Source organism: Planctomyces sp. SH-PL14 (assembly GCF_001610835.1).
Taxonomy (GTDB): domain Bacteria; phylum Planctomycetota; class Planctomycetia; order Planctomycetales; family Planctomycetaceae; genus Planctomyces_A.
The window spans coordinates 1,670,493-1,694,626 of the sequence record NZ_CP011270.1 but is presented as its reverse complement, the minus strand read 5'-3'; the positions used below and the strand labels follow the sequence as shown (position 1 = coordinate 1,694,626).

Genomic DNA, 24,134 nt, shown 5'->3' with positions numbered 1-24,134 from the left:
AGACGGTTGAGGGACTCGGGTCCAGGGACGAGGGATAAACACAGCCCCGCTCCTGCCGCCCTAGTCTCTGGACCCTAGTCCCCAGACCCCCCAACATGATTTCCACGATCGTCTGCCTGTTGTTCCTTCCGCTGCTGGTGGCGGTGCTGCTGATGCTGTTCCGCGGCTCGGCCGGCCCGACCGTCCCGCGGTGGATCGCGCTCGTCGGCTCGCTGGCGACGCTGGCGGTGTCGCTGGCCGCGGCGGCCCAGTTCAAGGAACTCCCCGCACCCGCCGCCGACCGCGGCGCGGCCCAGCCCCGCGTCGAAGCCCGTTACGAGTGGCTGACGCTCGACCGGCACGTCTCCGGCAAGGAGCCACAGGCGAAGCAGCTCTCCTTCCAGTTCTACCTCGGCGTCGACGGCATCAGCCTGTCGATGATCCTGCTGACGACGCTCCTGACGGTCTCCTCGATCCTGATTTCTTGGGAGACGATCCAGGACCGGGCCGCGGAGTTCTACACCTGCCTGCTCGTCCTCGAGGCGGGCCTGATCGGGGTCTTCGTCTCGTTCGATCTCCTGCTGTTCTACGTCTTCTTCGAGTTCACCCTGATCCCGCTGTTCTTCCTCGTCGGGATCTGGGGGGGACCGCAGAAGGTCTACGCCGCCTTCAAGTTCTTCCTCTACACCCTCGCCGGCAGCCTCGTGACGCTGCTGGGCCTCGTCTCGATGGTCCTGTGGGTCGTCAGCCACACCGACCTCACGACGCCGTTCTCGATTCCGGATCTGGCCCGGACCCTCGCCGCTCACCCGATGCCGGGAAGCCTGCAGGTCTGGCTGTTCTTCGCCATCGCGACCGGCTTCATGATCAAGGTGCCGCTCTTCCCGTTCCACACGTGGCTTCCGCTGGCCCACGTCGAAGCCCCCACGGCGGGCTCGGTCCTGCTGGCCGGCGTCCTGCTGAAGCTCGGCAGCTACGGCTTCCTGCGGCTCTGCCTCCCGATGTTCCCGTACGCCTGCGTCCACTGCGGGGCGCCGCTGATCGGCCTCCTGTCGGTGATCGGGATCGTCTACGGGTCGCTCTGTGCCCTCGTCCAGCGGGACATCAAGAAGCTCGTCGCCTACAGCTCGGTGGCCCACCTTGGCTTCTGCATGCTCGGCCTCTTCGCCCTGAACGCCGAAGGGATCACCGGCAGCATCCTGCAGATGATCAACCACGGTCTCTCGACGGGAGCCCTGTTCCTCCTCGTCGGGATGGTCTACGACCGCTACCACACCCGCATGCTGGATGACCTGGGCGGCCTCGCCAACAAGCTGCCGCTGATCGCCGTCTCGATGGTCTTCATCTCGATGGCGAGCATCGGCCTCCCGGGGCTCAACGGGTTCGTCGGCGAAGTCCTGTCGCTGATGGGGATGTTCAAGTTCAACGTCGCCTACGCCGTGATCGGCGCGAGCGGCGTGGTCCTTGGAGCGTGGTACCTCCTGACGATGGTCCAGCACGGGTTCTTCGGTCCGCTCCGCGAGCCGCGGAACGTCCATGACCCGATCGAGGACATGAACTTCCGCGAAGCGGTCGCCCTCGTTCCCCTGGCGCTCCTGTGCCTGTGGATCGGAGTGACTCCCGCTCCGCTCGTCGACACGATCCGTCCCGACGTGGACGCCCTGGTGAAGCTGTACGAGGCGGTCCCCGCCCCGGCAGCGACCGCCGACGCCGGCGCTGCCGCGACCACTCCCGCCGTTGCGGCCAAGTAAATCTCCTTCATTCTGCGATCGACTGACGTGACCTTCGACCAGATCAACAACGCCACGCAATTCATCCTGCCGGAGATCGCGCTCATCGCCACGGTGTGCGTGATGTTCCTGGCGGGCCCGTTCCTCGTCAGCGAAAGCGGCGTGGCGCAGAGCGGCCTCCGGCACCGCTGGGGCTTCCTCTCGCTGCTCGCGCTCGCGGCCGCGGGGGTCTTCTGGTGGAAGACGCCGCTGGCGGCGGACGTCACCGGCCCGTTCCGGCTCGACAGCCTGACGTGGTATGTCCGGGGTCTGTCGATCCTTCTCGGTTCGATCATCGTCCTGACGATGTGGAACCAGGTCGAGGACTCCCGCTCGGCGGAGTGCCACGCCTGTCTCTTGACGATCCTCGCCGGGACGAACCTGACCGCCGCGTCCAACGACCTCGTGTCGCTGTTCCTGGCCCTCGAGCTCGTCAGCATCCCGACCTACATCCTGCTCTACCTGCCGCGGCGCGACGATGCGAGCCGCGAAGCGACGATCAAGTATTTTCTGCTCAGCGCCTTCTCGTCGGCGATGGTCCTCTACGGTCTGGCTCTCCTCTACGGGGCGACCGGAACGACGAACCTCGCCACGATCGCCGCGTACCTCCGCTCAGGCTGGGGGCCGCTTGTGGCGCTGGGCAGCGGCCTCTTGATCGCGGGACTCGCCTTCCGGATCACCGCCGTCCCGTTCCACTTCTACGCTCCGGACGTCTTCCAAGGCTCCCCTGCCTTCATGGCTGGGATGCTGTCGTTCATCCCCAAGGTGGTCGGGTTCGTCGCGCTGATCCGTTTCACCACTCTTGGCAGCAGCTCGGTCGGCTTCCTGGAATCCGGCCTGCTGGCGGGGCTCCTCAAGCCGCTCCTGACGGCGCTTGCCGCCCTGACGATGATCGTCGGGAACCTGATGGCCTTCCGGCAGAAGAACATCCATCGGCTGATGGCCTATTCGAGCGTCGCTCACGCCGGCTACATGCTGGTCGGCCTCAGCGTCGGGGCCTTCGGGTCTCTGAACGGGACCTCGGCCCTGCTGTTCTACCTGGCGACCTACGGGATCATGACGCTCGGCGTCTTCGCCATCCTGGCCGCGATCAGCCCGCCGGGCCGTTCGCTCCAGAACATCGAGGATCTGGCGGGGCTGAGCCGCCACCATTCGGCCTCCGCCTTCATGATGGCGATCCTGCTGTTCAGCCTGACCGGTCTGCCGCCGACGGCGGGCTTCCTCGGCAAGCTGAACCTGTTCCTGGCCGCGTGGTCCGATGCCAGCCCGGCCGGCCAGTACCTCGCCATCATCCTCGCCGTGAATGCGGCGATCAGCGCCTACTACTATCTGCGCCTGATCGGCGCGATGTACCTGAATCCGGGCGTCGGCCCGAGCGCGAGCCATCCCGCTCCGGCGCCCGTCGCGGCCGCGATCATCTGCTGCGTCCTGACGATTGTGCTCTTCGCGGCTCCGAAGCACGTCTGGAACGCCGCGGAAGGGAAGCGGCCGGCCGCGGCTCCGATCACTGCCCAACCTGCGCCAATTGATGAGACGGCGATCAGTTCCACGCGGTGATCGCGAAAAGTTATTTAACGGGTCCATCGCGACTTTAGGAACTGCGCCTTCGAAACGAAGGCGAGCGAGTTTCTGTACACACCAACAGAGAGATTGGGTGTGTAATGTTGTTTCATGTACCATCGCTGCTCATGCGGGCCTGCTGAGGGTGTGATGACCAGCGCGTTGTTCATCAACGGGATCTTCGAGCACGTTCTGGAGGACATCGAAGCGGTACAGCGTGACCGACCGAGTCAGGAATGCTTTCTGCAACCTCACTCCTCGGGAAGGGTGGCCATGTTTCGAAGGGTGGCCCCGTCTGTTGAATCACCTATCCGCCTCTATGCTTCACCACACACGGACTTCAACTTTGTGTACTACGTTGGCGAAATCGTCCGTTGGGAGGACAAGCAAGAACTGACCGTTGCTCGTCGCAGACACATCCGGCGGATAATTAAAGAAATCCAGCCGGATGAACTGGAGCTTTTCGACGGGAATCAGACATCCGGGAAAGACTCCGTCAATCTGATCACGGTGCGCAGCTTGCGCCGCCTAGCGATCGTCTTACCGGTTAGGCATCTGATCAAATGCAGCGATGGTCAACCCTATCAGGAGCGGGCAAGGGCTGGGAAGTGGAGCGAAGTCCGCGATATCGGTGCCGATGTCGTGTCAGATGAGAGTGCTACGTTGGACATGAACCGCAAAGTTGCGGAGCTATCCATGCTATCCGACGAAGAATTGCGAACTCGACTGAAATCCGCTCCAGCGCTTCCTCAGCGAAGGATGGTTCTGTCACTCGACTTCATCCGGAATGCGGCCGTCATTGTCGCTGTGTTACGTCGTGCAGATGGCACATGCGAGTCATGTCTGAAGCAAGCTCCTTTCATGAAGCGTTCCGATGGAAGTCCATACTTGGAAGTCCATCACCGAGTTCGTCTTGCCGATGGTGGCCCTGATACGGTTGAAAACGCAATGGCATTGTGTCCGAACTGCCACCGACGGGCTCACCACGGATAACGTCGCGAACTGAGGAGGACCTGCGGTGGTCCCGTGCAGCCTACCGACATAGGAAGAGCCGTGTGAGACTGCTCACACGGCTCTGATGGGCACACAGGAGTTTCCTATCAGTTCCAGCCCGCGGCGTCGCGGACCTGGATCATCTTGCCGAGGATCGTGTTCCAGGTCTTCTGCTCTTCAAGCATGGCGTTCGGGAACATGCAGCCGTCCCAGCAGATGTGCTTGATGCCGCGTTCGGCGGCTCCTTCGAGCCAGAACTTCGAGCACTTCACGATATCGAGCTTGCCGTTCGGATCGTCCGCCGGGCAGTGGCGGCCGGTCTTGTCGTGGTTGCCGGTGCCGTGGACCGAGCCGTCGTTCTGAGCGACGTGGAAGTCGAGCGTCCAGGGCCGCAGGGCGTCGGTCATCTTCTTGTAGGCGGTCGCGAACTCCTCCTCCGAGTAGCCGCTCTTCAGGAGGGCATGCTCGGGGGCGTTGTAGCCCAGGAGGTAGAGGTAGGTGTGGGCGAGATCCGCCTGGAAGCCGACGGTGCCGGGCATGTTGGTCTGTTCGAGGAGGTCGACCATGGCCCGCCAGGAGTGCATCCCGGCCCAGCAGATTTCCCCTTCGGCGGCGAGGCGTTCGCCGTGGTCGGCGGCGACCTTGCCGGCCTTGCGGAAGGTCTCGGCGATCTTCTTGGTGCCGGCCTTGGGGTCTTCGACCCACTGGCTGGGGCTGGTGGCGCTGTCGATGCGGATCAGGCCGTACTGGCGGACGCCGTGCTTGTTGAGGAGGCCGGCGATGCGGCAGGCTTTTTCGACGGCGAGGACGAACTTGGCCTGTTGTTCGGGGGAGCCCATGGCGGAGTCGCCGACGGTCCCGGGCCAGACGGGTGCGACGAGGGAGCCGACCTTGAGGCCGTGGGCGGCGATCTTGTCAGCCATGCGGCGGATGTCGTCGTTGCTGGCGTCGGGATCGGTGTGGGGGTGGAAGAGGAAGATGTCGACGCCTTCGAACTTCTGGCCGTTGACTTCCGCCTTGGCGGTGAGTTCGAGCATCCGGTCGAGGCTGATGGGGGGGTGGTCGGTCCCGGGTTCTTTTCCGACGAGTCCCGGCCACATGGCGTTGTGGAGTTTGGGATAGGCGTGCGACATGAAGGAATGTTCCCAGTGCGATGATTCAGAGAAGTGGCGAGTGGCGATCGTATCGCTGGTGGTGGAAGAGTCCCAGTGTCCGCGGTATTGAGTTACCGCGCCCCATGAACCGGGTCCAGGGGCTACCCTGGTGGGGAGTGCAGAGGGGCGACGCCCCTTTGCCCGCCGGAGGCCTAGCCCGTCGAGAGATGTCTGAAGAATCGCGTGTCCAAACGCGGACAGGGTGCCGTATGCCCCCCCACCAACCCTCGGGGATTGCGAATCGAGTGGTGAGTTCTCGACGCCTGTTCCACAAAGCGGCCATCCGTTGTGTCCCACGGTTCCTCATCGAAAATGCCTCCGGCGGCAAGGGGGCGTGGCCCCCTTGACCCCTGGCTGCCGGGGCACGTTGGGTTTGAGGTAGCACCGTCCTCCCGGCAAGCTCGCGGCTTCTTCTCAGTCGCGAACGACATCCCTATTCTGGAACACCACACCTCCACCCGCCGCAGGCACACATGACCGAGCTCCCCCTCGAAACCGATATCGCCACCGTCAAGAGCCGGCTCGATGCCAAAGAACCCTTCCTCCTCCTCGACTGCCGAGAACAGGACGAGTTCGACCGCTGCCGCATCCCCGGCGCCGAACTCCTCCCCATGAGCCAGATCCAGGAACGGATCGGCGAAATCGACACCCGCAAAAACGACCTCATCGTCATCCACTGCCACCACGGCGGCCGCAGCCTGCGCGTCGCCCGCTGGATGCGGGCCCAGGGCTTCTCCCAGGCCCAGAGCATGGCCGGCGGAATCGACGGCTGGTCCCTCCAGGTCGACCCGACGATCCCCCGCTACTAAGCCCTCCCCCGGCTCCCCGCCGCGAGTTTTGCGACCTTCGACAGAAAGACATCTCTCCCATGGCCAGCGCCTCCCCCTGGATCATCGAGCCGACCGCCGAAACCTTCGACGTGGAGGTCGTCCAGAAGTCCCGGACCGTCCCGGTTGTCATCGACTTCTGGGCCACGTGGTGCCAGCCCTGCCTCATGCTCGCCCCGATCCTCGAGAAGCTCGCCAACGACTACGCGGGCCGCTTCATCCTGGCGAAGGTCGAGACCGAGCAGAACCCGGAGCTCGCCGGAGCCTTCGGCGTCCAGTCGATCCCCCTCGTCGTCGCCTTCGTCGACGGCCGCCCGATCGACGCCTTCCAGGGGGCCCTCCCCGAGAAGCAGATCCGCGAATGGCTGGACCGGATTCTTCCCTCCGAGATGGACCGCCTCCTCGCCGAGGCGGTGGAGCAGGAAGCGTCCGAGCCGGCGCAGGCCGAGGCAAAGTACCGCCGAGTTGTCGAAGAGGACGCCGAGAACTGGTTCGCCTGGATCGGACTCGGGCGGGTCCTGGCGGCCATGAAGAAACTCGATGAGGCACGGTCGATCCTCGAAAAGCTCGAAGCCCGCGGCTACATGGAGCCGGAAGCGGAGCAGCTCAAGGCCCAAGTCGACGTCCAGGCGGGCGCCGCCGCGTTCTCCGGTGATGTCGACAAGGCCCGGAAGGCAGCCTCAGCTGATCCCCAGAACATGACGCTCCAGATGGAACTGGCCGACACGCTGGCGGCGTCGGGGCACTACGAAGAGGCACTGGAACTGTGCCTCTCACACATCGCCCGGGACCGTTCGGGAGCGGGCGTTCCGGCCAAGGAATCGATGCTCACGATCATGAGCACGATGGCCGACCACGAACTGGCGGGCCAATACCGCCGACGGCTGGCGACGCTGCTCTACTGAGCCTTGTCCTCTGATCTGTGTGAATCTGTGTTGATCTGTGGCTCAAAATTGACCAGCCACAGATCAACACAGATGGACACAGATCGGAAGTGCCTCCGCGAAACCGGTTGGCTCACTGATCAGCGGCTTCGCCGGGCGGTCACGAGCTCCAGCATCCGCTCCAGGACCTGCTCGATCGAGAGCGACGTCGTGTCGATCACGACCGCGTCGTCGGCCGCGCGGAGCGGAGCGACATCCCGCGTCTGGTCCCGCTGGTCCCGCAGTCCCTGCTGCTCGAGCAGCTCTTCGATCGTGACCGACTGCCCCTGAGCGCGGAGTTCGTCGAACCGCCGCCGGGCCCGTTCGACGGGATCCGCCGTCAGATAGAGCTTGAGCTCCGCCATGGGAAACACCACGGTTCCCTGGTCCCGCCCTTCGGTGACAATATCCCGGCCGGTCGCGAAGGCCCGCTGCAGTTCCACCATCGCGGACCGGACCGACGGGTTCCGCGCGACGAGCGACGCCGCCTGTGTCACGTTCGTTTCCCGGATCAGGTGCGAGACGTCCCGGCCGCCCAGGAACGTCCGGCAGTCTTCGAAGGTGATCTCCGCCGACCGGGCCAGGGCCCCGCTCGCCTCGTCGCTTTCGGGATTGGCGGTCTGTTCCAGGCACCGCAGCGCCACAACGCGGTACATCGCCCCGGTGTCGAGAAACTGAAAGCCGAGTTGCTCCGCCAGACGCCGCGCGGCGGTGCTCTTTCCCGTTCCGGCCGGACCGTCGATCGTCACAATCATGAGCAGCTGACTCGCATGAACACCGGACTGGCGTCGAGGCGGATCGACGCGGAAAGAGAGAGCGCGAATCCGCATTGTTGATCCCCCCGGCGGATTTGCAAGACGGCGGCGATCGGAGCGGATCGACGATTCCCTCCCGATACCGATTTGATTTTGCTGATGGGCAGCCGTAATCTGGCGAGCCTCACGTCTTCAAAATCTAAGTCTGTCGCCTGTTGGGAGTTCCAGATGCCCGCGCCCGGCCGTCTCTTCCCGCTCCGGGGATTTTCGCTCCTCAGCCTGCTGGCAATCCTCTTCGTTGGATGCGCTGAGTCGGACAAACCCGTCGCCAAGTCCAACTCGGAACCGTCGGCGTCCGCTCCGGCGGGGACAAAGCGGCTGATCTTCCTGACCAACGGGGAAGACCCGTTCTGGGACACCTGCAACGCCGGCTTCCAGGAGGCGGCCAAGACGCTCGGGCTCCAGGACGCCAAGCTGACCGTCGACTTCCACAAGAACAGCGGCGGTGAAGTCGGCCAGATCAATCGCCTCAAGCAGTACGGCACGGAGTCCGACATCGCCGGGATCGCGATCTCGGTGGTCAATGCGGACAACGTCGGCATCGCCAAGGAAATGAAGAGCCTGATGGACGCCGGCGTGAAGGTCATCACGGTCGACGGCGACCTGAACATGGAGACCTACCCGGGACATCGCTCGTACTACATCGGGACGGACAACCTCGTCGCCGGTCGCGTTCTGGGGACGGCGGCCAAGCAGGTCCTTGCGAGCCGCAAGAAAGAGAGCGGCGCGTACGTCCAGTTCGCCGGCTTCCGCGACAATGACAACGCCCGCAAACGGATGAACGGCTTCCAGGAAACGATCGGCGAGTCCTACAAGGAGCTCGACCGGATGCCGGATCAGATGGCTCGCGACAAGGCTCGCGACAACGTCCGGGCCGCGATCGACAACTTCGAAAAGGACGGCCTCGTGGCCCTCGTCGGCATCTGGGCCTACAACGCTCCGGCCATCGCCGGCGTCGTGAAGGAGCGGAAAGCCCGCGACAAGTTCGCCGTCTGCACGTTCGACGCCGACCAGCAGGCGATCGTCGACATGGGGGAAGGGAACATCGACGTGATGGTCGTCCAGAATCCGTTCGACATGGGCTTCCAGGCCGTGCGGATGATGAAGGCGATGCTGGCGAACGACGAGGCGACGATCAAGGAGATGTTCCCGAAGCCGGCGGGCGAGCCGGGCGCGGACGTCTACACGACCGGCCTGCGGGTCGTGGTTCCGGGACCGGAGTCCCCCCTGAAGCCGGAGATGTTCGACTCCAAGACGGTCGAGTTCATGGAACTCCCCGCGTTCAAGAGCTGGCTCGACAAGTACAAGCTCATCAGCTCGTAGTGAGTTCGGCCGCCCGTCTTCGACCTCGCCTCGTCCACGACCCGGCTTGCGCTCATGTCTGAAGCTCCGTCCACCCCTCCGGCTGGTTCCCCACGCGCGCGTCGCGGGTGGCTGCTCCGTACGCACGAGTGGGCCCTGATCGCGTCCATCCTGGCGGTGATCGCCGCGACGGCGATGGCCGACTCGAACCACGCTTATCTGCGGAAGCCCCAGCAGTGCCTGAAGGACAACCTCCGCAACCTGGCGCCGATCGGGATGCTCGCCCTGGGAGCGACGGTCGTCATCATCGCCGGCGGGATTGATCTCTCGCTCGGCTCGACGGCCGCCTTCTGTGCGACGATCTGCATCTCGCTGATGATCGTCCTCTCGCCGGAGGGGACGTTCGGTGTCGGAAAGCCGCTGGCGACGTGGGTTGTCGTGGTCTCCTGTCTGGGATCGATGCTCGCAGGGCTGATGGTCGGGACGCTGCACACCTGGCTGATCGTGGCGCTGCGGCTGCCGCCGTTCATCGTGACGCTCGGCACGCTCGTGGGACTGCGGAGCTTCGCCCGGGCGATTACGTCGTGGGTGACCCGGAATTACCGCGGCGGCGGAACCGGCTCCGAGGAGATCCAGTTCAACGAGCCGTTCATCGAGTACCTGGACTCCAACGTCTGGATCTCGGTGACGGTGCTGCTGGTCCTGGCCCTCGTGATCTGGGTCGTGCTCTCCAGCACGGTTCTTGGACGCCACGTCTACGCTCTCGGCGGCAACGAGCAGGCGTCGATCCTGAGCGGGATCCGGACCAACAACGTCAAGTGGTTCGCCTACGCCTTCAGCGGGCTGGCGGCCAGCCTGGCGGGCGTGTTTTACATCGCCAAGCAGCACAGCCTGAGTCCCACCACGATGGCTGGGGGGCATGAGCTGAATGCGATCGCCGCGGCGGTCGTCGGCGGCTGCAGCCTCCAGGGGGGCGTGGGGACAGTGATCGGGACCGTGCTGGGGGCGGTCTTCCTGCAGGCGGTCGTCGACGCGGTCCAGCGGATTGTGAAGACGAACTCGAACATGTACGAAGGGATGATCGTGGGGATCGTCGTCGTGCTGGCGGTGACGGTGAGCCAGCTCGACCAGATCTTCCGCGGCCGACGGCTGTTCGATGGCAAGCTCGGCCTGATGGCGATTCCGATCCTGTCGGTGGTCGCCGGGGTGCTGGCCCTGGTCACCGCGGGCGAGCGAATCGGCATAATCGCCGGCGGCGTGGTCCTGGTCCTGCTGACCGCGGTTCGCGTGCTGGAGTCGATCCGCAGCCGGGCCTCCGGCTGACGCGATGGCGGGCGGGAAGCGGGGGCCGAGCCGACTCAGTGATGGTGGTGGCCCCGGCCGTAGTGCTCGTGGCGGCGGCGGGGGGGAAGGGCGATCGAGTACAGGACAGTCAGTGCGCTCATCCCGACGAGCGTGTAGGGGAGCCAGGCCGCCGGCCGGATCACGATCTCCCCGCTCTCGCCGACCGACATCAGCAGGTCGACGAACGGCGCGTCGATCCCCTTCACGGTCGGCTTCAGCGCGATCGAGTCGACGTAGAACAGCCCCGCCCCGATCAGGGTTCCGCTGAGTCCGAAGGCGAACAGAAGCGCGCGAATCATGCGACGGGCCATAAGGCGTTCGACCGACAAGGCAACGTCATTTCCTCGACATCGGCCGCTCGGTCCCGCGACCTTGAGGGATTCCGGCGGATTCTGCCGGAGGCCGCCGGAAGGGGGATGACGGTTCCGAAAACACGTGTGCGGAGGGGCGGTCCTCCGCGGCCGGCGGGGACCGGTTTCGTGCCGGTCGCAATCAAGTCAAATTGCGCGACATTCATTTTCCCACACTGGATTTCGCCTCGGAGGTTTCATACACAAGAGAAACGTCGCTTCGCGTGGATTTCTTTTTGAGGGTTCGAGATGCCGCGGATCGTTCTCCTCCAGCAGGGGCAGGCTACCCCGTTTGATCTGAAGCAGGGGGACAACATCATTGGTCGCCTCCCGGAGTGCGACATCCAGATCAACTCCAACATGGTTTCCCGCAAGCACGCCCGCATCCTGTGCGAGGGGGAGAAGGTCTCCATCGAAGACCTGGGAAGCGGCAACGGGACCTTCCTCAACACGACCAAGGTCGAGGGGCTGACGCCGCTCAAGAACAACGACCGGCTCAAGCTCGGGCCGATCATGTTCCGCGTCGAGGCGGCCAGCGACAACGCGCCGGACGACTCCAGTTCCGCGGTCCTGCGGCAGGCGGAGAAGTACTCCGACGTCCAGATCGCCGCCGACGAGATCACGTCGACGATCATGGGGGCCGCCGAGCACACCGAAGGCTTCGGCCTGCTCGACGTTCAGCCGCAGGCCAAGCTCAAGGCGATCCTCGAGATCACCCGCAGCCTGGCGGGGAGCCATGATGTCGAGAAGATCCTGCCCAAGGTCCTCGACACCCTGTTTGCGATCTTTCCGCACGCCGACCGCGGGGTGATCATCCTCAAGGATGCCGCCGGCAACATGGTCCCGCGGGCCATGAAGCACCGCCGGGACGAGACCGACGAGTCGGTCAAGCTCAGCCGGACGATCGTCAAGACGGTCCTGGAGCAGAAGAAGGCGATCCTCTCGGCCGACGCCTCGTCCGACACGCAGTTCCAGGCGAGCGAGTCGATCTCGTCCCTCAGCATCCGCTCGATGATGTGCGCCCCGCTGATCTCGATGTCGGGGGAGCCGATGGGGCTCATCAACATCGACACGCTCAATCCGCTCTCGCAGTTCAAGAAGGAAGACCTCGACATCATGATCGCCGTCGCGGGACAGGCGTCGATGTCGTACGAGAGCGCCCGGCTGCTGCAGTCCTACGTGGAGAAGCAGAAGCAGGACAGCGAAATGAACATCGCCCGCGACGTCCAGCGGGCCCTCCTGCCGGAGCGGATGCCGGACCTCCCGGGGTACGAGTTCTACACGACCTACGAGGCGGCCCAGGCGGTCGGCGGCGACTACTACGATGTCATCCCGCTCGTGGACGGCAAGGTCTGCCTGGCGTTCGGGGACGTGGCCGGCAAGGGGGTTCCGGCGTCGCTGGTGATGTCGCGGATCTCGAGCGTCGTCCGCTCGACGGTGGAGTTCGTGCAGGATGCCGCGGAGGCGGTGTTCAAGATCAACAACCACATGTGCGCGAAGGCGGTCGAGGGACGGTTCGTCACCTTCGTCTACGTCATCCTCGACACGGTCAACCACAAGATGTCGCTCGTGAATGCGGGCCACATGTCGCCGATGATCCGCAAGCCCGACGGGACGGTCGAGGAGTTCACCGAGGACACCGTGGGGGTCCCGATCGGCGTCGTCGAAGATTATCCCTTTGATGCCGTGACGCGGGCGCTGAATCCGGGTGAGACCGTGGTGATCTTCACCGACGGCGTCAGCGAGGCGATGAATCACGCGGGAGACCTGTACGGCACGGATGTCCTGCGGAACTTCGTGGCCCAGAATTCGCCCCGGGCGTCGGTTCTCGGGCCTGCGATCCGGGCGGACGTGAAGCGCCACGCGGCGGGCCGTCCGCAGAACGACGATATCACGCTGATGGTCTTCGGCCGCAATCCGGGGTAGAGCCGGATCTTCCCGGATGAGACCGCATGGAATGATCGCGGGAAGGCGGTCGAGCGGCGGACGGTATCCGTAATCCTCGTGTTCCGATTCCTCCCGAGCGGGCCAGCCTCGTGGAACCGAAGCCGCCGCTGCCGTCACTTTCGTCGCCGCGGCCGACGGACCGGATCGGGCGGACGCTGCCGCGGGAGCCGCTGGTGGCGATTGCCACGGCGCTGGGGCTCGGAATCCTGCTTGGCTGGTCGCTGCCGCTGGCTCCTCTTCCTCTGGCTGTGGCAGGGACCGTCGCAGCCATCGGGGGCAGTCTGTTTCGAGGCCGCGCGGCCGCCTGGTCGGCGCTCGCCGCGTGGCTGATCGTCGGCGCCGTGCGATGGGAACTCGCCGCCGGCCCGCCGGCCCCTTCGGACATCTCAAGCCTCTTCCCCGCCGCGGCCGACTCTCCGGTCGAACTGGAAGGGACGATTGCCTCCGCGCCGGAGTTTCACGACCCGCCGGACTCCGCCCCGGCCTGGCAGCGGATTGTGCGGTCCCGCTTTGACCTCGATGTGACCGCCGTGGTGGCGACCCGCCCCACGCCGGCGACGGGGCGGGTCGCCGTCACGGTCGACGGCCATGTGCTCGGCCTCGAACCGGGCGATCCGGTCCGACTTGTCGGCCGGCTCTCCACACCGTCGCCTCCGATGAACCCGGGCGACTTCGACTTTCCCGCCTACCTGGCGGGGCGCGAAATCCGGCGGATCGTGCGGTCAGACCATCCTGACGCCGTCATCCGTCGTGAGGGCCCGTCCGACTGGCGGTATGGCGTCGCGCGGCTTCGGGCTCGTTTGCGGGCTCACGCCCTGGCGCTCCTGCGGGATGTACTGTCTCCGGAGGACGCGGCCCTCGCGGGCTCCCTGCTGCTGGGGGACCGGACCGGGATGACGGACGAAGTCGAAGACGAGTTCGCTGCCAGCGGGACGATGCACATCCTGGCGATCTCCGGTCAGCACGTGGTGATCTTCCTGATGCTCGTCGGGATCGTCCTGCGGGGATTCAACGTGTCTCCGGGGAGGATGGCGTGGCTGCTCCTGGCCGCCGTCGCGCTCTACCTCTATCTCACCGATCAGCGTCCGCCGGTCGTGCGGGCCGCCCTGCTCACGGCGTTCGTCCTCTCGGGGCTCCGTTGGGGACGCATCGCCCCCGGACTCAACGCGCTCGCGGCGACGGCGATCGTGCTCCTGCTCGCGAATCCGCACCACCTGTTCGACATCGGGGCTCAGCTTTCGTTCCTGGCCGTGGCCGCTCTCGTCGCGATGGCCCGGCTTCGGAGCACCCTTCGGGCGGAGCGTGTCGACGGACCAGACCTGAGCCCCGACCCGACGTGGTGGCGGAAGGCCGCCGAGTGGTTCCTGGCCCAGACCTGGACGCTCCTCCTTCTGACGGCGGCGGTGTTTGTCTTCACGCTGCCGATCCAACTGGCGACGTTCCACATCGCGGCGCCGATCGGATTCGGGGCCAACGTCCTGCTCGCGCCGCTCGTCGTCGTCATCCTGGGGACGGGCTATGCACTCCTCGGGGTGGGCCTGCTCGCCCCCTGGCTCGCGCCGCCGCTGGCCGCGCTCTTCTCCGCGGCGCTCTGGCTCTTTCACGCCATCATTCAGGGAGCCGCGAACACTCCGTGGGGCCACTTCGACTCCCCGGGGCCGCCGGTGTGGTGGACCGCGGTCTACTACGTCCTGCTGCTGGGAGGCCTGTTCTTCGCCCGCGGCCGGATGCGCGTGTGGGCGGCGCACTCCGTCGCCGTCTGGGTCATCGTCGGTCTTCTGCCCGGTCTCTTCGCGGACCAGGAGCCGGCGCTGCGATGCACGTTCGTCTCGGTGGGCCACGGCGGTGGAATCCTCGTCGAAGCGCCGAACGGGCGAACGCTCCTGTACGACGCGGGAGCGATGACGGCAGGAGACGCCGCGGCCAGGAGCATCCGAAATCAGCTCTGGCGACACGGCCGCCAGCGGATCGACGCCGTCATCCTCTCCCACGCGGACGCCGATCACTTCAACGCCCTGCCGCGGCTCCTCGATTCGGTTCCGGTCGGGACAGTCTTCGTCTCCCGCGCATTCTGCGATCTGTCGCAGCCCAGCGTGGCGGCGCTCCTCGATCAGATCGCCGCGGCGGGCGTTCCGATCCGGCTTCTGTCGCAGGGAGACCAGCTGCAAGTCGACCCGATTCTGAAGGTCGCGGTGCTCCATCCACCCGCGGAGGGTCAGGATCCGCTCGACAACGCCAACAGCCTGGTGCTTGAGATTCTCTTCCGTGGAAAGCGTCTCCTTCTGACAGGCGACCTGGAAGAGAGCGGGTTGCTGCGGCTGCTGGCTCAGAGACCTCGCGTCTGCGACCTGCTGCTCGCGCCGCATCACGGCTCCCGCACGTGCAACACGCCGGACCTCGCTCGCTGGGCCACGCCGCGCGTCGTTGTCGTGAGCGCGGGCCGCGGAGATCGGATCGACCATCTGCGGCAGGTGTACCCGCACGCGGAGCCCATCCTCTCGACGGGGGAGGCCGGATGCATCACGGTCTCGTTCCCCGCGGACGGGGCCATGCAGGTCGACTCGTGGCTCAAACCCGCCCCGCGACCGTCTCCCGGGAGGAACACGCTGCCCGCGCCGTCGGGCATGAGCCAGAGTCGATGATCGACGGCAATCGATCCCAACCGACGTTCGGCCTGTGCCGTCCGCACGGGTCGAGTCGTGTGAGACCTTGCCGATGGGAGCGACTTTCCGGCAAGCCGGATGCGCAATCGGTCGATGAAATCCTTAACATGCGAAGAACCTGGGTGTGCGGGCATGTCATCTCCCGCTCGGATGCGCATACCCGGCGACCAACGGCGGATTGCGATTCCGCCGGGGCTCGGTCCCGGAACGTATGCCGCGGTGTGAGAGAAGGATTTGAGAGTGCCTGGTGAAACCGTGGAAGCGGCCCGTCTGGCCGCGGAAGCCCGCCTCGACACGGGCGCGAACTGGAAGCGGTGGGGCACCTACCTGGCCGAACGGCAGTGGGGGACGGTCCGCGAGGACTTCTCGACGAACGCCTTCCCCTGGGGCTACTTCACCCACGATGACGCCGTCTGGCGCGCCTACCGCTGGGGGGAGGATGGCCTCCTCGGCTGGTCCGACCGGCAGGGGCGGCTCTGCTTCTCGATCGCCCTCTGGAACGGCGTCGATCCGATCCTCAAGGAGCGGCTCTACGGTGTGACGGGGCCCGAGGGGAACCACGGCGAGGACGTCAAGGAGGCGTATTTCTACCTCGACGCCACGCCGACGCACTCCTACTGCAAGGGACTCTACAAGTACCCGCAGCAGGCCTACCCCTACGAGGCGCTCCGGTCCGCGAACGGCCAGCGAGGTCGGCACGACCTCGAGTTCGAGCTGACCGACACGGGGATCTTCGACGACAACCGGTACTTCGACGTCTTCATCGAGTACGCCAAGGCGTCGCCGGACGACATGGCGATCCGGATCACGGTCCACAACCGGGCCGACAAGGCCGCGACGCTGCACCTGCTGCCGACGCTCTGGTTCCGGAATCACTGGGCGTGGAAGTCGGGGTTCGAGAAGGACATCCCCAAGCCGAAGATCAAGGCGAGCGGGACCGACGAAGTCACCGCGGCGCACCAGACCCTCGGCAAGTACGTCCTTCGCGCCGATAAGGGACCCGACGGCAAGTCGCCCAAGTGGCTCTTCACGGAGAACGAGACGAACCTCCTCCGCTCGCAGCGGAAGGAGGGGAGCTCGCCGTCGTGCAAGGACGCGTTCCACCAGTACCTGATCCAGCGGCGGACGACGATCGTCAATCCGCGGCTCGAGGGGACCAAGGCCGCGGCGGTCTACGCCCTCAACGTCCCGGCCAAGGGCTCGGCCGAGGTCCGTCTCCGTCTGACGGACGCCGGACTCAAGACGCCGACCCCGTTCGGCAAGGGGTTCGAGCAGGTCTTCAGCGACCGGATCACCGAGGCGGACTCCTACTATGAGTCGCTCGTCTCGCCGGGGCTCTCCGAGGACGAGAAGCGGGTCCTGCGGCAGGCGAACGCGGGGCTCCTGTGGACGAAGCAGTTTTACTACTACGCGGTCGACGACTGGGTGAAGGAGGCTCCCGAGCGGGTCCACGCCCACGAGTGGGTCGAGCGGACGCGGAACCACGACTGGTCGCACCTCTTCAACCGCGACGTCCTGTCGATGCCGGACAAGTGGGAGTACCCGTGGTACGCGGCGTGGGACAGCGCGTTCCACATGATCCCGTTCGCGAACCTCGACCCGTACTTCGCGAAGGAGCAGCTGATCCTGCTGCTCCGCGAGTGGTACATGCACCCCAACGGCCAGATCCCGGCCTACGAGTGGAACTTCAGCGACGTCAATCCGCCGGTCCACGCCTGGTCCTGCTGGCGGGTGTACCAGATGACCGCCCAGAAAGGACAGCGGGACCGCGAGTTCCTGGCCCGCTGCTTCCAGAAGCTGCTCCTCAACTTCACCTGGTGGGTGAACCGCAAGGACGTCCGCGGCCGGCACGTCTTCACCGGGGGCTTCCTCGGCCTCGACAACATCGGGATCTTCGACCGCTCGAAGCCGATTCCGACCGGCGGCCATCTCGAGCAGGCGGACGGGACCGCCTGGATGGCGTACTACTGCTCGAGCATGCTCTCGATCGCCTTCGAGCTGGCGGACGGCAACCCCGCCTATGAGGACATGGCGTCGAAGTTCTTCGAGCACTACATGAACATCGCCGCGGCGATGAACTCGCTCGACGGCAGCGGCCTGTGGGACGAGCAGGACGGGTTCTACTACGACCACCTCCACATCGACGGGAAGAGCATCCCGCTGCGGATCCGCTCGATCGTGGGGATCGTCCCGCTGTTCACCGTCGACATCCTGTACGACCGCGTCGTCGACAAGCTCCCGGCGTTCCAGAAGCGGATGCGGTGGTTTCTCGATCACCGCAAGGAGGTCATCGACACGATGACCTACATGGAGAAGCAGGGGCCCGAGACCGAGCAGGCGGGGGCGGGGCTGCGACTCCTGGCGATTCCGACCCGGGAGCAGCTCGAGCGGATCCTGCGGTACGTGCTGGACGAGGACGAGTTCCTGTCGCCGTTCGGGATCCGGTCGCTCTCCAAGTACCACGAGAAGAACCCGTTCGTGTTCCACGTGAACGGGAGCGAGCTCAAGGTTCAGTATGTGCCGGGCGAGTCCGACAGCGGCATGTTCGGAGGGAATTCGAACTGGCGCGGGCCGGTGTGGTTCCCGCTGAACTACATCCTGATCGAGGCTTTCGAGCGGTACCACCAGTTCTATGGCGACGATCTGCGGGTGGAGTGTCCGACCGGTTCAGGCTGCTTCATGAATCTGCGGGAGGTGGCCAATGAGCTCCGTGCGCGGCTGACGAAGCTGTTCCTGCTGACGGATGAGGGGAAGCGGCCGTGTTATTCGCGGGGGAACCGGTTCATTGATGATCCGAACTGGGAGAACCTGGTTCTGTTCTACGAGTATTTCCACGGTGATACGGGGCGGGGCCTGGGTGCGAGTCATCAGACGGGTTGGACGGCGCTGATTGCGCCGATCATCGAGCAGCTCGCGGCGAACCGGATCCCGTGTATCGACGAGGCGCCGGTCGGCTGAGAAGAGTTAAACACCAAGGCACAAAGAAGACACCAAGACCACGAAGAGGCTTATCCGGGAGCATCAACTTTGTGCTCTTTGTGCCTCCTTGGTGTCTTGGTGTTTAACGCCTTTCGCCGCTTCTGACGGAGCAGCCGTCAGCGGATGAAGGCGAAGTAATAGAACACCAGCCCCGTCAGCGACGTCATCACCAGATCGACCGTCGCCGTCCAGCCCAGCCGTCGATGCAGGCGGCTGTGCGGCCCCGGAAGCGGCGGCCGCGAAAAGCGCTTCAGCGCCAGCACCAGAGCCGTCCCCCACAGAAATGGCGTCGAGATCGCGAACACGAGATGGAAGTACAGCACCTTCCGGATCGTCTCGATCTCCTCCGCTGAACGACGCGGCGTCAGGCCAGGCTTGTTGATGATCGCCTGCCATCCCCCCTGCATCCGCATGTCGACTTCGAAGGCGACCACCGTCACCAGCAGCACCACCCCCAGCAGGATCTGAAGGCTCCGGTGCAGGGCGTAGTTCCGCTGAATCCGGACCGCGTACAGGCTCCACAGGACGACCGGGACGACCGCGATCAGTGCCACGACCACAAAGTCGAGCATGAACGACGCGCCGAATCCCAGAAATCCGTTCTGCATACCGGTCCCGATGCCCTTCGGACGCCCACTCCGACGTCATCGCCGCAGGGCGCCCCTTCCCGATTCAGACTTCGTCGGGAGCGAGGATCACCCCGTCCAGCGGCGACGTCCAAGGGCACAGCTCCCCCGGTCCGAAGTACAGCGCCAGCTCCCGCACAGCTGCCTCGGGACCGTCGCTGCCGTGGATCAGGTTCATCTGCCGCGAGATGGCAAAGTCGCCGCGGATCGTCCCCGGGGCGGCATCGCGGGCGTTCGTCTTCCCCATCGTGTCCCGCATGACGCGGATGGCGTCCGGCCCTTCCACGGCGAGGGCGACGATCGGCCCGGAGACGATGAACGCCTCCAGTTGAGGATAAAACGGCTTGCTCACATGCTCCGCGTAGTGCTTGCGGGACAGCTCCGGAGTGACCTGCAGCATCTTGAGGCCGATGATCCGCAGACCACGATCCTCGATCCGGCCGAGCAGCTTGCCGCACAGGCGGCGCTGGACCGCGTCCGGCTTGAAGAGAATCAGTGTCCGTTCCAAACCCATGATGCTGTGACCTGTGCGAATATCAGTGATCGTTTCGCGGCGGGCGACCCGGCCCGCTGCCGATGGCAGTTTGCCTGCGGAATTTGCCAACGTAATTTGGGGGAACCTTAATGCAAAACCCGAGCCCGCAAAAGCATGCGGAGACCGAGTCCTGAAAACTCGGTCTCCGCGTCGATGTCGGAATCGTCTACCGGCCTGCTACTTCTGAACCGCAACGTGGTTCTTGAGGCCGGCGATGTAGTCCAGGGTCACGTTGAGGAGTTCCTTGTTGTAGGCGTTCTCCGGGAAGAACTTCTCGTCCTTCTTCTTCGGAAGACCTTCCTCGTCCGTGTTCTCCCCTTCCTGGTCGATGATCTCCTTGTCGAGATCCCGCTCGGCCTTCTGGACGGTCTCGTTCAGCGAGACCGACTTGCGGCTCTTCCGCTCCAGGTAACGGGTGATCGCCTTGTTGACCTTGCCGAACTCCTCGTCGCGGGCAACGCGGCCTTCGCTCCCCTTCTGCAGCTGAGCGACCAGGTTCGGCGAGACCATCCGGTTGTCCTCGTGGCTCGCTTCCTGGATCTGGTCGAACGGCAAGGCGTTGTCGAGGAACGCTTCGCCCTGATCGAGGTGGTCCAGGATCGAGGGGAGGACGACGTCCGACCGGACGCCGCGGCTCTGGGTGCTGTGGCCGTTGACGCGGTAGAACTGCTGGATCGTCATCTTGAGCTTGCCGCGATCGACGCCGCGGAAGATCCGGAACGGCTCGCTGGCCGCCACTTCCATCAGGTTCTGGACCGTTCCCTTGCCGTGCGTCGTCGTATCACCGACGACAATCCCGCGGTGGTAGTCCTTGATGACCCCCGCGAAGATCTCCGAGGCGGAGGCGGAGAGGCGGTTGCAGACCACGACGAGCGGGCCGTTGTAGAGGACTCCCTGGAGTTCGTCGTCGAGAGCCCGCACGCGGCCGTTCGGCTCCTTGACCTGGACGACCGGACCCTGGTCGAGGAAGTGGCCGGAGACTTCGATCGCTTCGCTCAGAGCTCCCCCGCCGTTGTCCCGAAGGTCGACGATCACGGCGTCGACCCCTTCGCGGGCAAAGTTCTGGAGGACGAGCTCCATGTCCTTGGCGGCGCTCTTGAAGTTCTCGGCGCCTCCCTGGGCCCCTTCAAAGTCGCGGTAGAACGAGGGGAGGCTGATCACGCCGATCCGCCCCGGCCGCCCGGTCCGCGGAAGGGTGTCGATGATCTCCCCCTTGACCGCCCGCTCCTGGAGCTCGACCTTGGCGCGGGTGATGTTGTACGTCTTGGCGTCGCCACCCGCCTCCGGCTTCACCTGCAGGCGGACGATCGTCCCCCGCTCGCCGCGGATCTTGCGGACGACGTCGTTCAGCTTGGCCTCGTAGATGTCTTCGAGGTCACCCTTGTCTCCCTGGCCGACGGCGAGGATCTTGTCGCCGACCTTGAGGCGGCCGTCGCGGTCCGCCGCTCCCCCCTTGACGATCTCGGCGACGATGGTGAACCCGTCATCCGAGCGGAGGGCCGCGCCGATTCCGTCGAGGCTCAGCCGCAGGTCGATCTGGAAGTTCTCCCAGGACTGCGGGGACATGTAGGTGGAGTGCGGGTCGAAAACCTGCGTGAACGAGGTGAGGTAGAACTCGACCGCCTCGTTCTGGCTCATGTTGTTGATGTTGAGGAGGGCATTCCGGTAGCGCTTGTGGAGCCGCTCCTTCGCCTTCTCCATTTCGGTCCCGTCCAGCTTGGCCTGGAGCAGGTCGAACTTGATCCGCTGCCGCCACCGGTCGTCGAGCTCGGCCTGGTCCTTGGCCCAGCTGACCTGATCCCGATCGGTGACCATCGTCTCCTCGACGGAGAAGTCGTGGTTGGCGTCGATCCACTTGTGGGCCAGGGCGACCTGGGCCTGCATCCGCTCCTTGTAGCGGTTGAAGACCAGCACGCCGAAGCCGACGTCACCGGCCTTGAGCTCGTCGTCGAGCGTCGTGCGGTGCTTGTTGAACTCGTCGATGTCGGCCTTGAGGAAGTAAAGCTTCTGAAGGTCGAGGTGCTTGATGTAAAGGTCGAGGAACTTGCTCGACACCGCGTCGTCCACCTGCGGCCGGCTCAGGTGGAACCGGGAGACCATCTGCACCACGAGCTTCGTCGTGTCCTTGTCATCCGCATCCCCGAGAGCGGGGCGAACCAGCTGTCCGCCGAGCACCGCCGCCAGCGACAACGCCAGGGCGTAACGGACACGTCGTGAAGCTGAAATCATCTTGCGTCTCGCTTTAGAAACGATCCCACTCCGGTCGGGATCAGTCGGCCGCCACTTCAGCACCATGCCGACGCGCAGGCGGTGTCAACCTGTCCAGTTGCCGTCCGCAATCCTAGTCCAACAAAAAAACCGTCACAAGATGCAGTTTCCCTCTGGTCGCTCCGCAAGGTTGCGGCCACCAAAGGATTTCTGAAGCGGAGCCGGGCGGCGGTTTCTTCCCGCCCGGGCGTCATTGACAGCAGGACACTCCCCTACGAGGCTGTCCCGTTGAGTCGAACGCTCTCCTGAGACTGCCCGGATGTCCGCTCACCTGACCTTCATGATGGGGAAATACGAGGCGCGGATCCCCCTTGATCGCCGGTACTCCGAGAACCACCTTTGGCTCCAGCCGAATGGGGATGTCCTCCGCGTCGGCTTTACGGCGTACTCGATCCGGCTGCTGCAGGACGTCTATTTCCTCGACTGGCTCGTCGACGGCGGAACGCACGTTCAGAAGAAGCAGGAGATCGGGCAGGTCGAGAGCTCGAAGGCGGTGTCGAGCCTGTACGCTCCCGCCGCGGGGGTCGTCGCCGCGTTCAACGACGCCGTCCTGAGCGACCCTTCGCTGATCAACACCGCCGGAAGCTCCGACGGCTGGCTCTACGAGTTCCGGACCGACGCGGAGTTCCTTTCCGCGGAGCAGTACGTCGCCCTGCTGGAATCGAAGTGGGAAGACACGCAGCGGCTGATCAAAGGGCAGATCAACGAGAGCAGTTGAGAGTCGTCAGTTTTCAGAAGTGCTTTGGGGTTCGATTTCGAGCACGCACGTTCATCACGCTCGATGACGAGGGCTGCCCATGACGCCGCGACGCATCTGGAATTTTCATGACGGCAACCGTCTCCTGTTCGGTCCCGGAGCGGCCGACGAGACGGGAGTGGCGGCCCGTCGCGCCGGCATGTCCCGGCCGCTTGTCGTCACCGATCCCGTTCTGGAACGTTGCGGTCTGGTCGAGCCGATCCTGGCCTCGCTTCGCGAGGCGGGACTGGAACCGATCCTGTTCACCGGCGGGGCTCCCGAACCGTCGTTTGAGATCACCGACCGGGCGTTGGCATCCGCCAAGTCCGCGCGGCCTGATGGCGTGATCGGGCTGGGGGGCGGGAGCAACATGGACCTGGCGAAGGTCGTGGCGGTCGGGCTCTCGCATCCGGTCGAGTTCCGGACGCTGTTCGGGTTCGATCAGATCCCCGGCCCGCTGATTCCGCTGATGTGCATCCCGACGACCGCCGGGACCGGGAGCGAGGTGTCGCATTCGGCGGTGCTGACCGATACCGAGAACCGCATCAAGCTGAGCATGCAGAGCCAGCATCTGCGGCCGCGGGTGGCTCTGGTCGATCCGCTGCTGACGATGGGGTGCCCGCGGAAGCCGTCGGCCGACAGCGGGATCGATACGCTGACGCACGCGATTGAGGCGTTCACCAATACACGGTTCGGCGACATGCCGACTCCGCCGCGCGAGCTGGCCGCTTACGAAGGGAAGAACCCGATGGGGGACCTGCTGGCGGAGCGGGCGATCCGGCTCGTCGGGCGGCATCTGGTCCGCTCGGTGGAGCAACTCGACAGTCTGCCGGACCGCGAGGGGATGGCGTTCGCGGCGACGCTGGCGGGGTTGGCGTTTTCGAACTGCGGCGTGGCCCTGGTCCATGCGATGGAGTATCCCGTAGGGGGGGCGGTTCATTGCTCGCATGGTGAGGGGAACGGGCTGCTGTTGCCGTTCGTGATGGAGTTCACGCGTCGGGAGCGGCTCGCGGAGTTCGCGAGCATTGCGGAGTTCCTGGGCGAAGACGTGGCGGCAAGAACGCCGGAGGCAGCGGCGGACCGGGCGATTGAGGCGGTCGTCGGTCTCAAGCGGCGGATCGGGATCCCGGAGCGGCTGCGGGACCTGGGGGTGACGGAGGCGATGCTGCCGGAGTTTGCCGCGAAGGCGTACGGGATCAAGCGGCTGATGACGACGACGCCCGGTCAGCCGAGCGAGGCGGATGTGCTGGCAATTTACCGGGCGGCCTGGTGATTACGACGGCCCTCCTGCCTCACCGGGTCCAGGGGCACCCTGGTGGGGAGTGCAGAGGGGCAACGCCCCTTTGCCCGCCGGAGGCCGTCTC

18 protein-coding genes are annotated in these 24,134 nt (G+C 65.2%); 12 read left to right on the top strand and 6 right to left on the bottom strand.

Annotation, left to right across the window (positions count from 1 at the left end; all coding sequences use genetic code 11):
- Positions 1 to 95: 95 nt before the first annotated feature.
- The 3 genes from VT03_RS06670 (at position 96) to VT03_RS34100 (ending at position 4,301) form a co-directional block, all read left to right on the top strand.
- Entirely contained in the window at positions 96 to 1,730 is a 1,635-nt protein-coding gene (locus tag VT03_RS06670; RefSeq protein ID WP_075092274.1) for a NuoM family protein, read from the top strand.
- A gap of 27 nt (positions 1,731 to 1,757) precedes the next feature.
- Positions 1,758 to 3,305, top strand: a complete 1,548-nt coding sequence (locus VT03_RS06665) for an NADH-quinone oxidoreductase subunit N (protein ID WP_075092273.1) — start codon at positions 1,758 to 1,760, stop codon at positions 3,303 to 3,305.
- A 153-nt stretch (positions 3,306 to 3,458) separates the two neighbouring features.
- Positions 3,459 to 4,301 (top strand): HNH endonuclease signature motif containing protein, encoded by an 843-nt coding sequence (locus VT03_RS34100; RefSeq protein ID WP_075092272.1) that lies wholly within the window; start codon positions 3,459 to 3,461, stop codon positions 4,299 to 4,301.
- Between the two features lie 107 nt (positions 4,302 to 4,408).
- Here the strand turns inward: VT03_RS34100 and VT03_RS06655 are convergent, their stop codons facing one another.
- Positions 4,409 to 5,434, bottom strand: coding sequence for a sugar phosphate isomerase/epimerase family protein (locus tag VT03_RS06655; RefSeq protein WP_075092271.1), 1,026 nt, complete (start codon positions 5,432 to 5,434; stop codon positions 4,409 to 4,411).
- Between the two features lie 494 nt (positions 5,435 to 5,928).
- Between VT03_RS06655 and VT03_RS06650 the strand changes: the two genes are divergently transcribed.
- Both VT03_RS06650 and VT03_RS06645 read left to right on the top strand, forming a co-directional pair.
- The gene (locus tag VT03_RS06650; RefSeq protein WP_075092270.1) at positions 5,929 to 6,264 is read left to right on the top strand and encodes a rhodanese-like domain-containing protein; all 336 of its coding nucleotides are present in this window, start codon (positions 5,929 to 5,931) and stop codon (positions 6,262 to 6,264) included.
- A gap of 59 nt (positions 6,265 to 6,323) precedes the next feature.
- Positions 6,324 to 7,187 (top strand): tetratricopeptide repeat protein, encoded by an 864-nt coding sequence (locus VT03_RS06645; protein ID WP_075092269.1) that lies wholly within the window; start codon positions 6,324 to 6,326, stop codon positions 7,185 to 7,187.
- Between the two features lie 119 nt (positions 7,188 to 7,306).
- On the opposite strand, the gene cmk is transcribed toward VT03_RS06645, so the two are convergent.
- Positions 7,307 to 7,960: a (d)CMP kinase gene (cmk, locus tag VT03_RS06640; RefSeq protein ID WP_075092268.1), complete on the bottom strand. Its 654-nt coding sequence runs from the start codon at positions 7,958 to 7,960 to the stop codon at positions 7,307 to 7,309.
- A 228-nt stretch (positions 7,961 to 8,188) separates the two neighbouring features.
- On the opposite strand from cmk, the gene VT03_RS06635 reads away from it, so the two are divergent.
- A complete protein-coding gene (locus VT03_RS06635) occupies positions 8,189 to 9,343 on the top strand; it encodes a substrate-binding domain-containing protein (protein WP_075092267.1) in 1,155 nt (384 codons plus the stop codon).
- A 54-nt stretch (positions 9,344 to 9,397) separates the two neighbouring features.
- Entirely contained in the window at positions 9,398 to 10,645 is a 1,248-nt protein-coding gene (locus tag VT03_RS06630; RefSeq protein ID WP_082845999.1) for an ABC transporter permease, read from the top strand.
- 35 nt (positions 10,646 to 10,680) lie between these two features.
- Here VT03_RS06630 and VT03_RS06625 read toward each other — a convergent pair whose 3' ends face one another.
- Positions 10,681 to 10,965: a hypothetical protein gene (locus VT03_RS06625; RefSeq protein ID WP_156514333.1), complete on the bottom strand. Its 285-nt coding sequence runs from the start codon at positions 10,963 to 10,965 to the stop codon at positions 10,681 to 10,683.
- A 300-nt stretch (positions 10,966 to 11,265) separates the two neighbouring features.
- Here VT03_RS06625 and VT03_RS06620 point away from each other — a divergent pair, with 300 nt between their 5' ends.
- From VT03_RS06620 to VT03_RS06610, 3 genes are all read left to right on the top strand, one after another.
- On the top strand, positions 11,266 to 12,942 hold the full coding sequence (locus VT03_RS06620; RefSeq protein WP_075092264.1) for a SpoIIE family protein phosphatase: 1,677 nt from the start codon (positions 11,266 to 11,268) through the stop codon (positions 12,940 to 12,942).
- 110 nt (positions 12,943 to 13,052) lie between these two features.
- Positions 13,053 to 15,605 (top strand): ComEC/Rec2 family competence protein, encoded by a 2,553-nt coding sequence (locus tag VT03_RS06615; protein ID WP_075092263.1) that lies wholly within the window; start codon positions 13,053 to 13,055, stop codon positions 15,603 to 15,605.
- Positions 15,606 to 15,866: 261 nt separating this feature from the next.
- Positions 15,867 to 18,584: an MGH1-like glycoside hydrolase domain-containing protein gene (locus tag VT03_RS06610; RefSeq protein ID WP_197489223.1), complete on the top strand. Its 2,718-nt coding sequence runs from the start codon at positions 15,867 to 15,869 to the stop codon at positions 18,582 to 18,584.
- Between the two features lie 137 nt (positions 18,585 to 18,721).
- Here VT03_RS06610 and VT03_RS06605 read toward each other — a convergent pair whose 3' ends face one another.
- The 3 genes from VT03_RS06605 to VT03_RS06595 form a co-directional block, all read right to left on the bottom strand.
- Positions 18,722 to 19,213 carry a DUF420 domain-containing protein gene (locus VT03_RS06605; RefSeq protein WP_075092261.1) on the bottom strand — a complete coding sequence of 164 codons (492 nt, stop codon included), beginning with the start codon at positions 19,211 to 19,213 and terminating at the stop codon, positions 18,722 to 18,724.
- Between the two features lie 64 nt (positions 19,214 to 19,277).
- The gene (ndk, locus tag VT03_RS06600; protein WP_075096964.1) at positions 19,278 to 19,739 is read right to left on the bottom strand and encodes a nucleoside-diphosphate kinase; all 462 of its coding nucleotides are present in this window, start codon (positions 19,737 to 19,739) and stop codon (positions 19,278 to 19,280) included.
- 204 nt (positions 19,740 to 19,943) lie between these two features.
- Positions 19,944 to 21,995 (bottom strand): carboxy terminal-processing peptidase, encoded by a 2,052-nt coding sequence (locus VT03_RS06595; RefSeq protein WP_075092260.1) that lies wholly within the window; start codon positions 21,993 to 21,995, stop codon positions 19,944 to 19,946.
- Positions 21,996 to 22,293: 298 nt separating this feature from the next.
- Between VT03_RS06595 and VT03_RS06590 the strand changes: the two genes are divergently transcribed.
- Positions 22,294 to 22,752, top strand: a complete 459-nt coding sequence (locus VT03_RS06590; RefSeq protein WP_075092259.1) for a glycine cleavage system protein H — start codon at positions 22,294 to 22,296, stop codon at positions 22,750 to 22,752.
- A 79-nt stretch (positions 22,753 to 22,831) separates the two neighbouring features.
- Positions 22,832 to 24,043, top strand: coding sequence for an iron-containing alcohol dehydrogenase (locus tag VT03_RS06585; RefSeq protein ID WP_075092258.1), 1,212 nt, complete (start codon positions 22,832 to 22,834; stop codon positions 24,041 to 24,043).
- Positions 24,044 to 24,134: the final 91 nt, after the last annotated feature.

Excerpts from the sequence above, each read along its gene's own strand:
- VT03_RS06585 (WP_075092258.1), top strand. The coding sequence starts at position 22,832 with ATGACGCCGCGACGCATCTGGAATTTTCATGACGGCAACCGTCTCCTG.
- VT03_RS06595 (WP_075092260.1), bottom strand. The coding sequence starts at position 21,995 with ATGATTTCAGCTTCACGACGTGTCCGTTACGCCCTGGCGTTGTCGCTG.
- VT03_RS06670 (WP_075092274.1), top strand. The coding sequence starts at position 96 with ATGATTTCCACGATCGTCTGCCTGTTGTTCCTTCCGCTGCTGGTGGCG.
- VT03_RS06625 (WP_156514333.1), bottom strand. The coding sequence starts at position 10,965 with ATGATTCGCGCGCTTCTGTTCGCCTTCGGACTCAGCGGAACCCTGATC.
- cmk (WP_075092268.1), bottom strand. The coding sequence starts at position 7,960 with ATGATTGTGACGATCGACGGTCCGGCCGGAACGGGAAAGAGCACCGCC.
- VT03_RS06650 (WP_075092270.1), top strand. The coding sequence starts at position 5,929 with ATGACCGAGCTCCCCCTCGAAACCGATATCGCCACCGTCAAGAGCCGG.
- VT03_RS06645 (WP_075092269.1), top strand. The coding sequence starts at position 6,324 with ATGGCCAGCGCCTCCCCCTGGATCATCGAGCCGACCGCCGAAACCTTC.
- VT03_RS06630 (WP_082845999.1), top strand. The coding sequence starts at position 9,398 with ATGTCTGAAGCTCCGTCCACCCCTCCGGCTGGTTCCCCACGCGCGCGT.
- VT03_RS06655 (WP_075092271.1), bottom strand. The coding sequence starts at position 5,434 with ATGTCGCACGCCTATCCCAAACTCCACAACGCCATGTGGCCGGGACTC.
- VT03_RS06620 (WP_075092264.1), top strand. The coding sequence starts at position 11,266 with ATGCCGCGGATCGTTCTCCTCCAGCAGGGGCAGGCTACCCCGTTTGAT.
- VT03_RS06590 (WP_075092259.1), top strand. The coding sequence starts at position 22,294 with ATGTCCGCTCACCTGACCTTCATGATGGGGAAATACGAGGCGCGGATC.
- VT03_RS06635 (WP_075092267.1), top strand. The coding sequence starts at position 8,189 with ATGCCCGCGCCCGGCCGTCTCTTCCCGCTCCGGGGATTTTCGCTCCTC.
- VT03_RS06605 (WP_075092261.1), bottom strand. The coding sequence starts at position 19,213 with ATGCAGAACGGATTTCTGGGATTCGGCGCGTCGTTCATGCTCGACTTT.
- VT03_RS34100 (WP_075092272.1), top strand. The coding sequence starts at position 3,459 with ATGACCAGCGCGTTGTTCATCAACGGGATCTTCGAGCACGTTCTGGAG.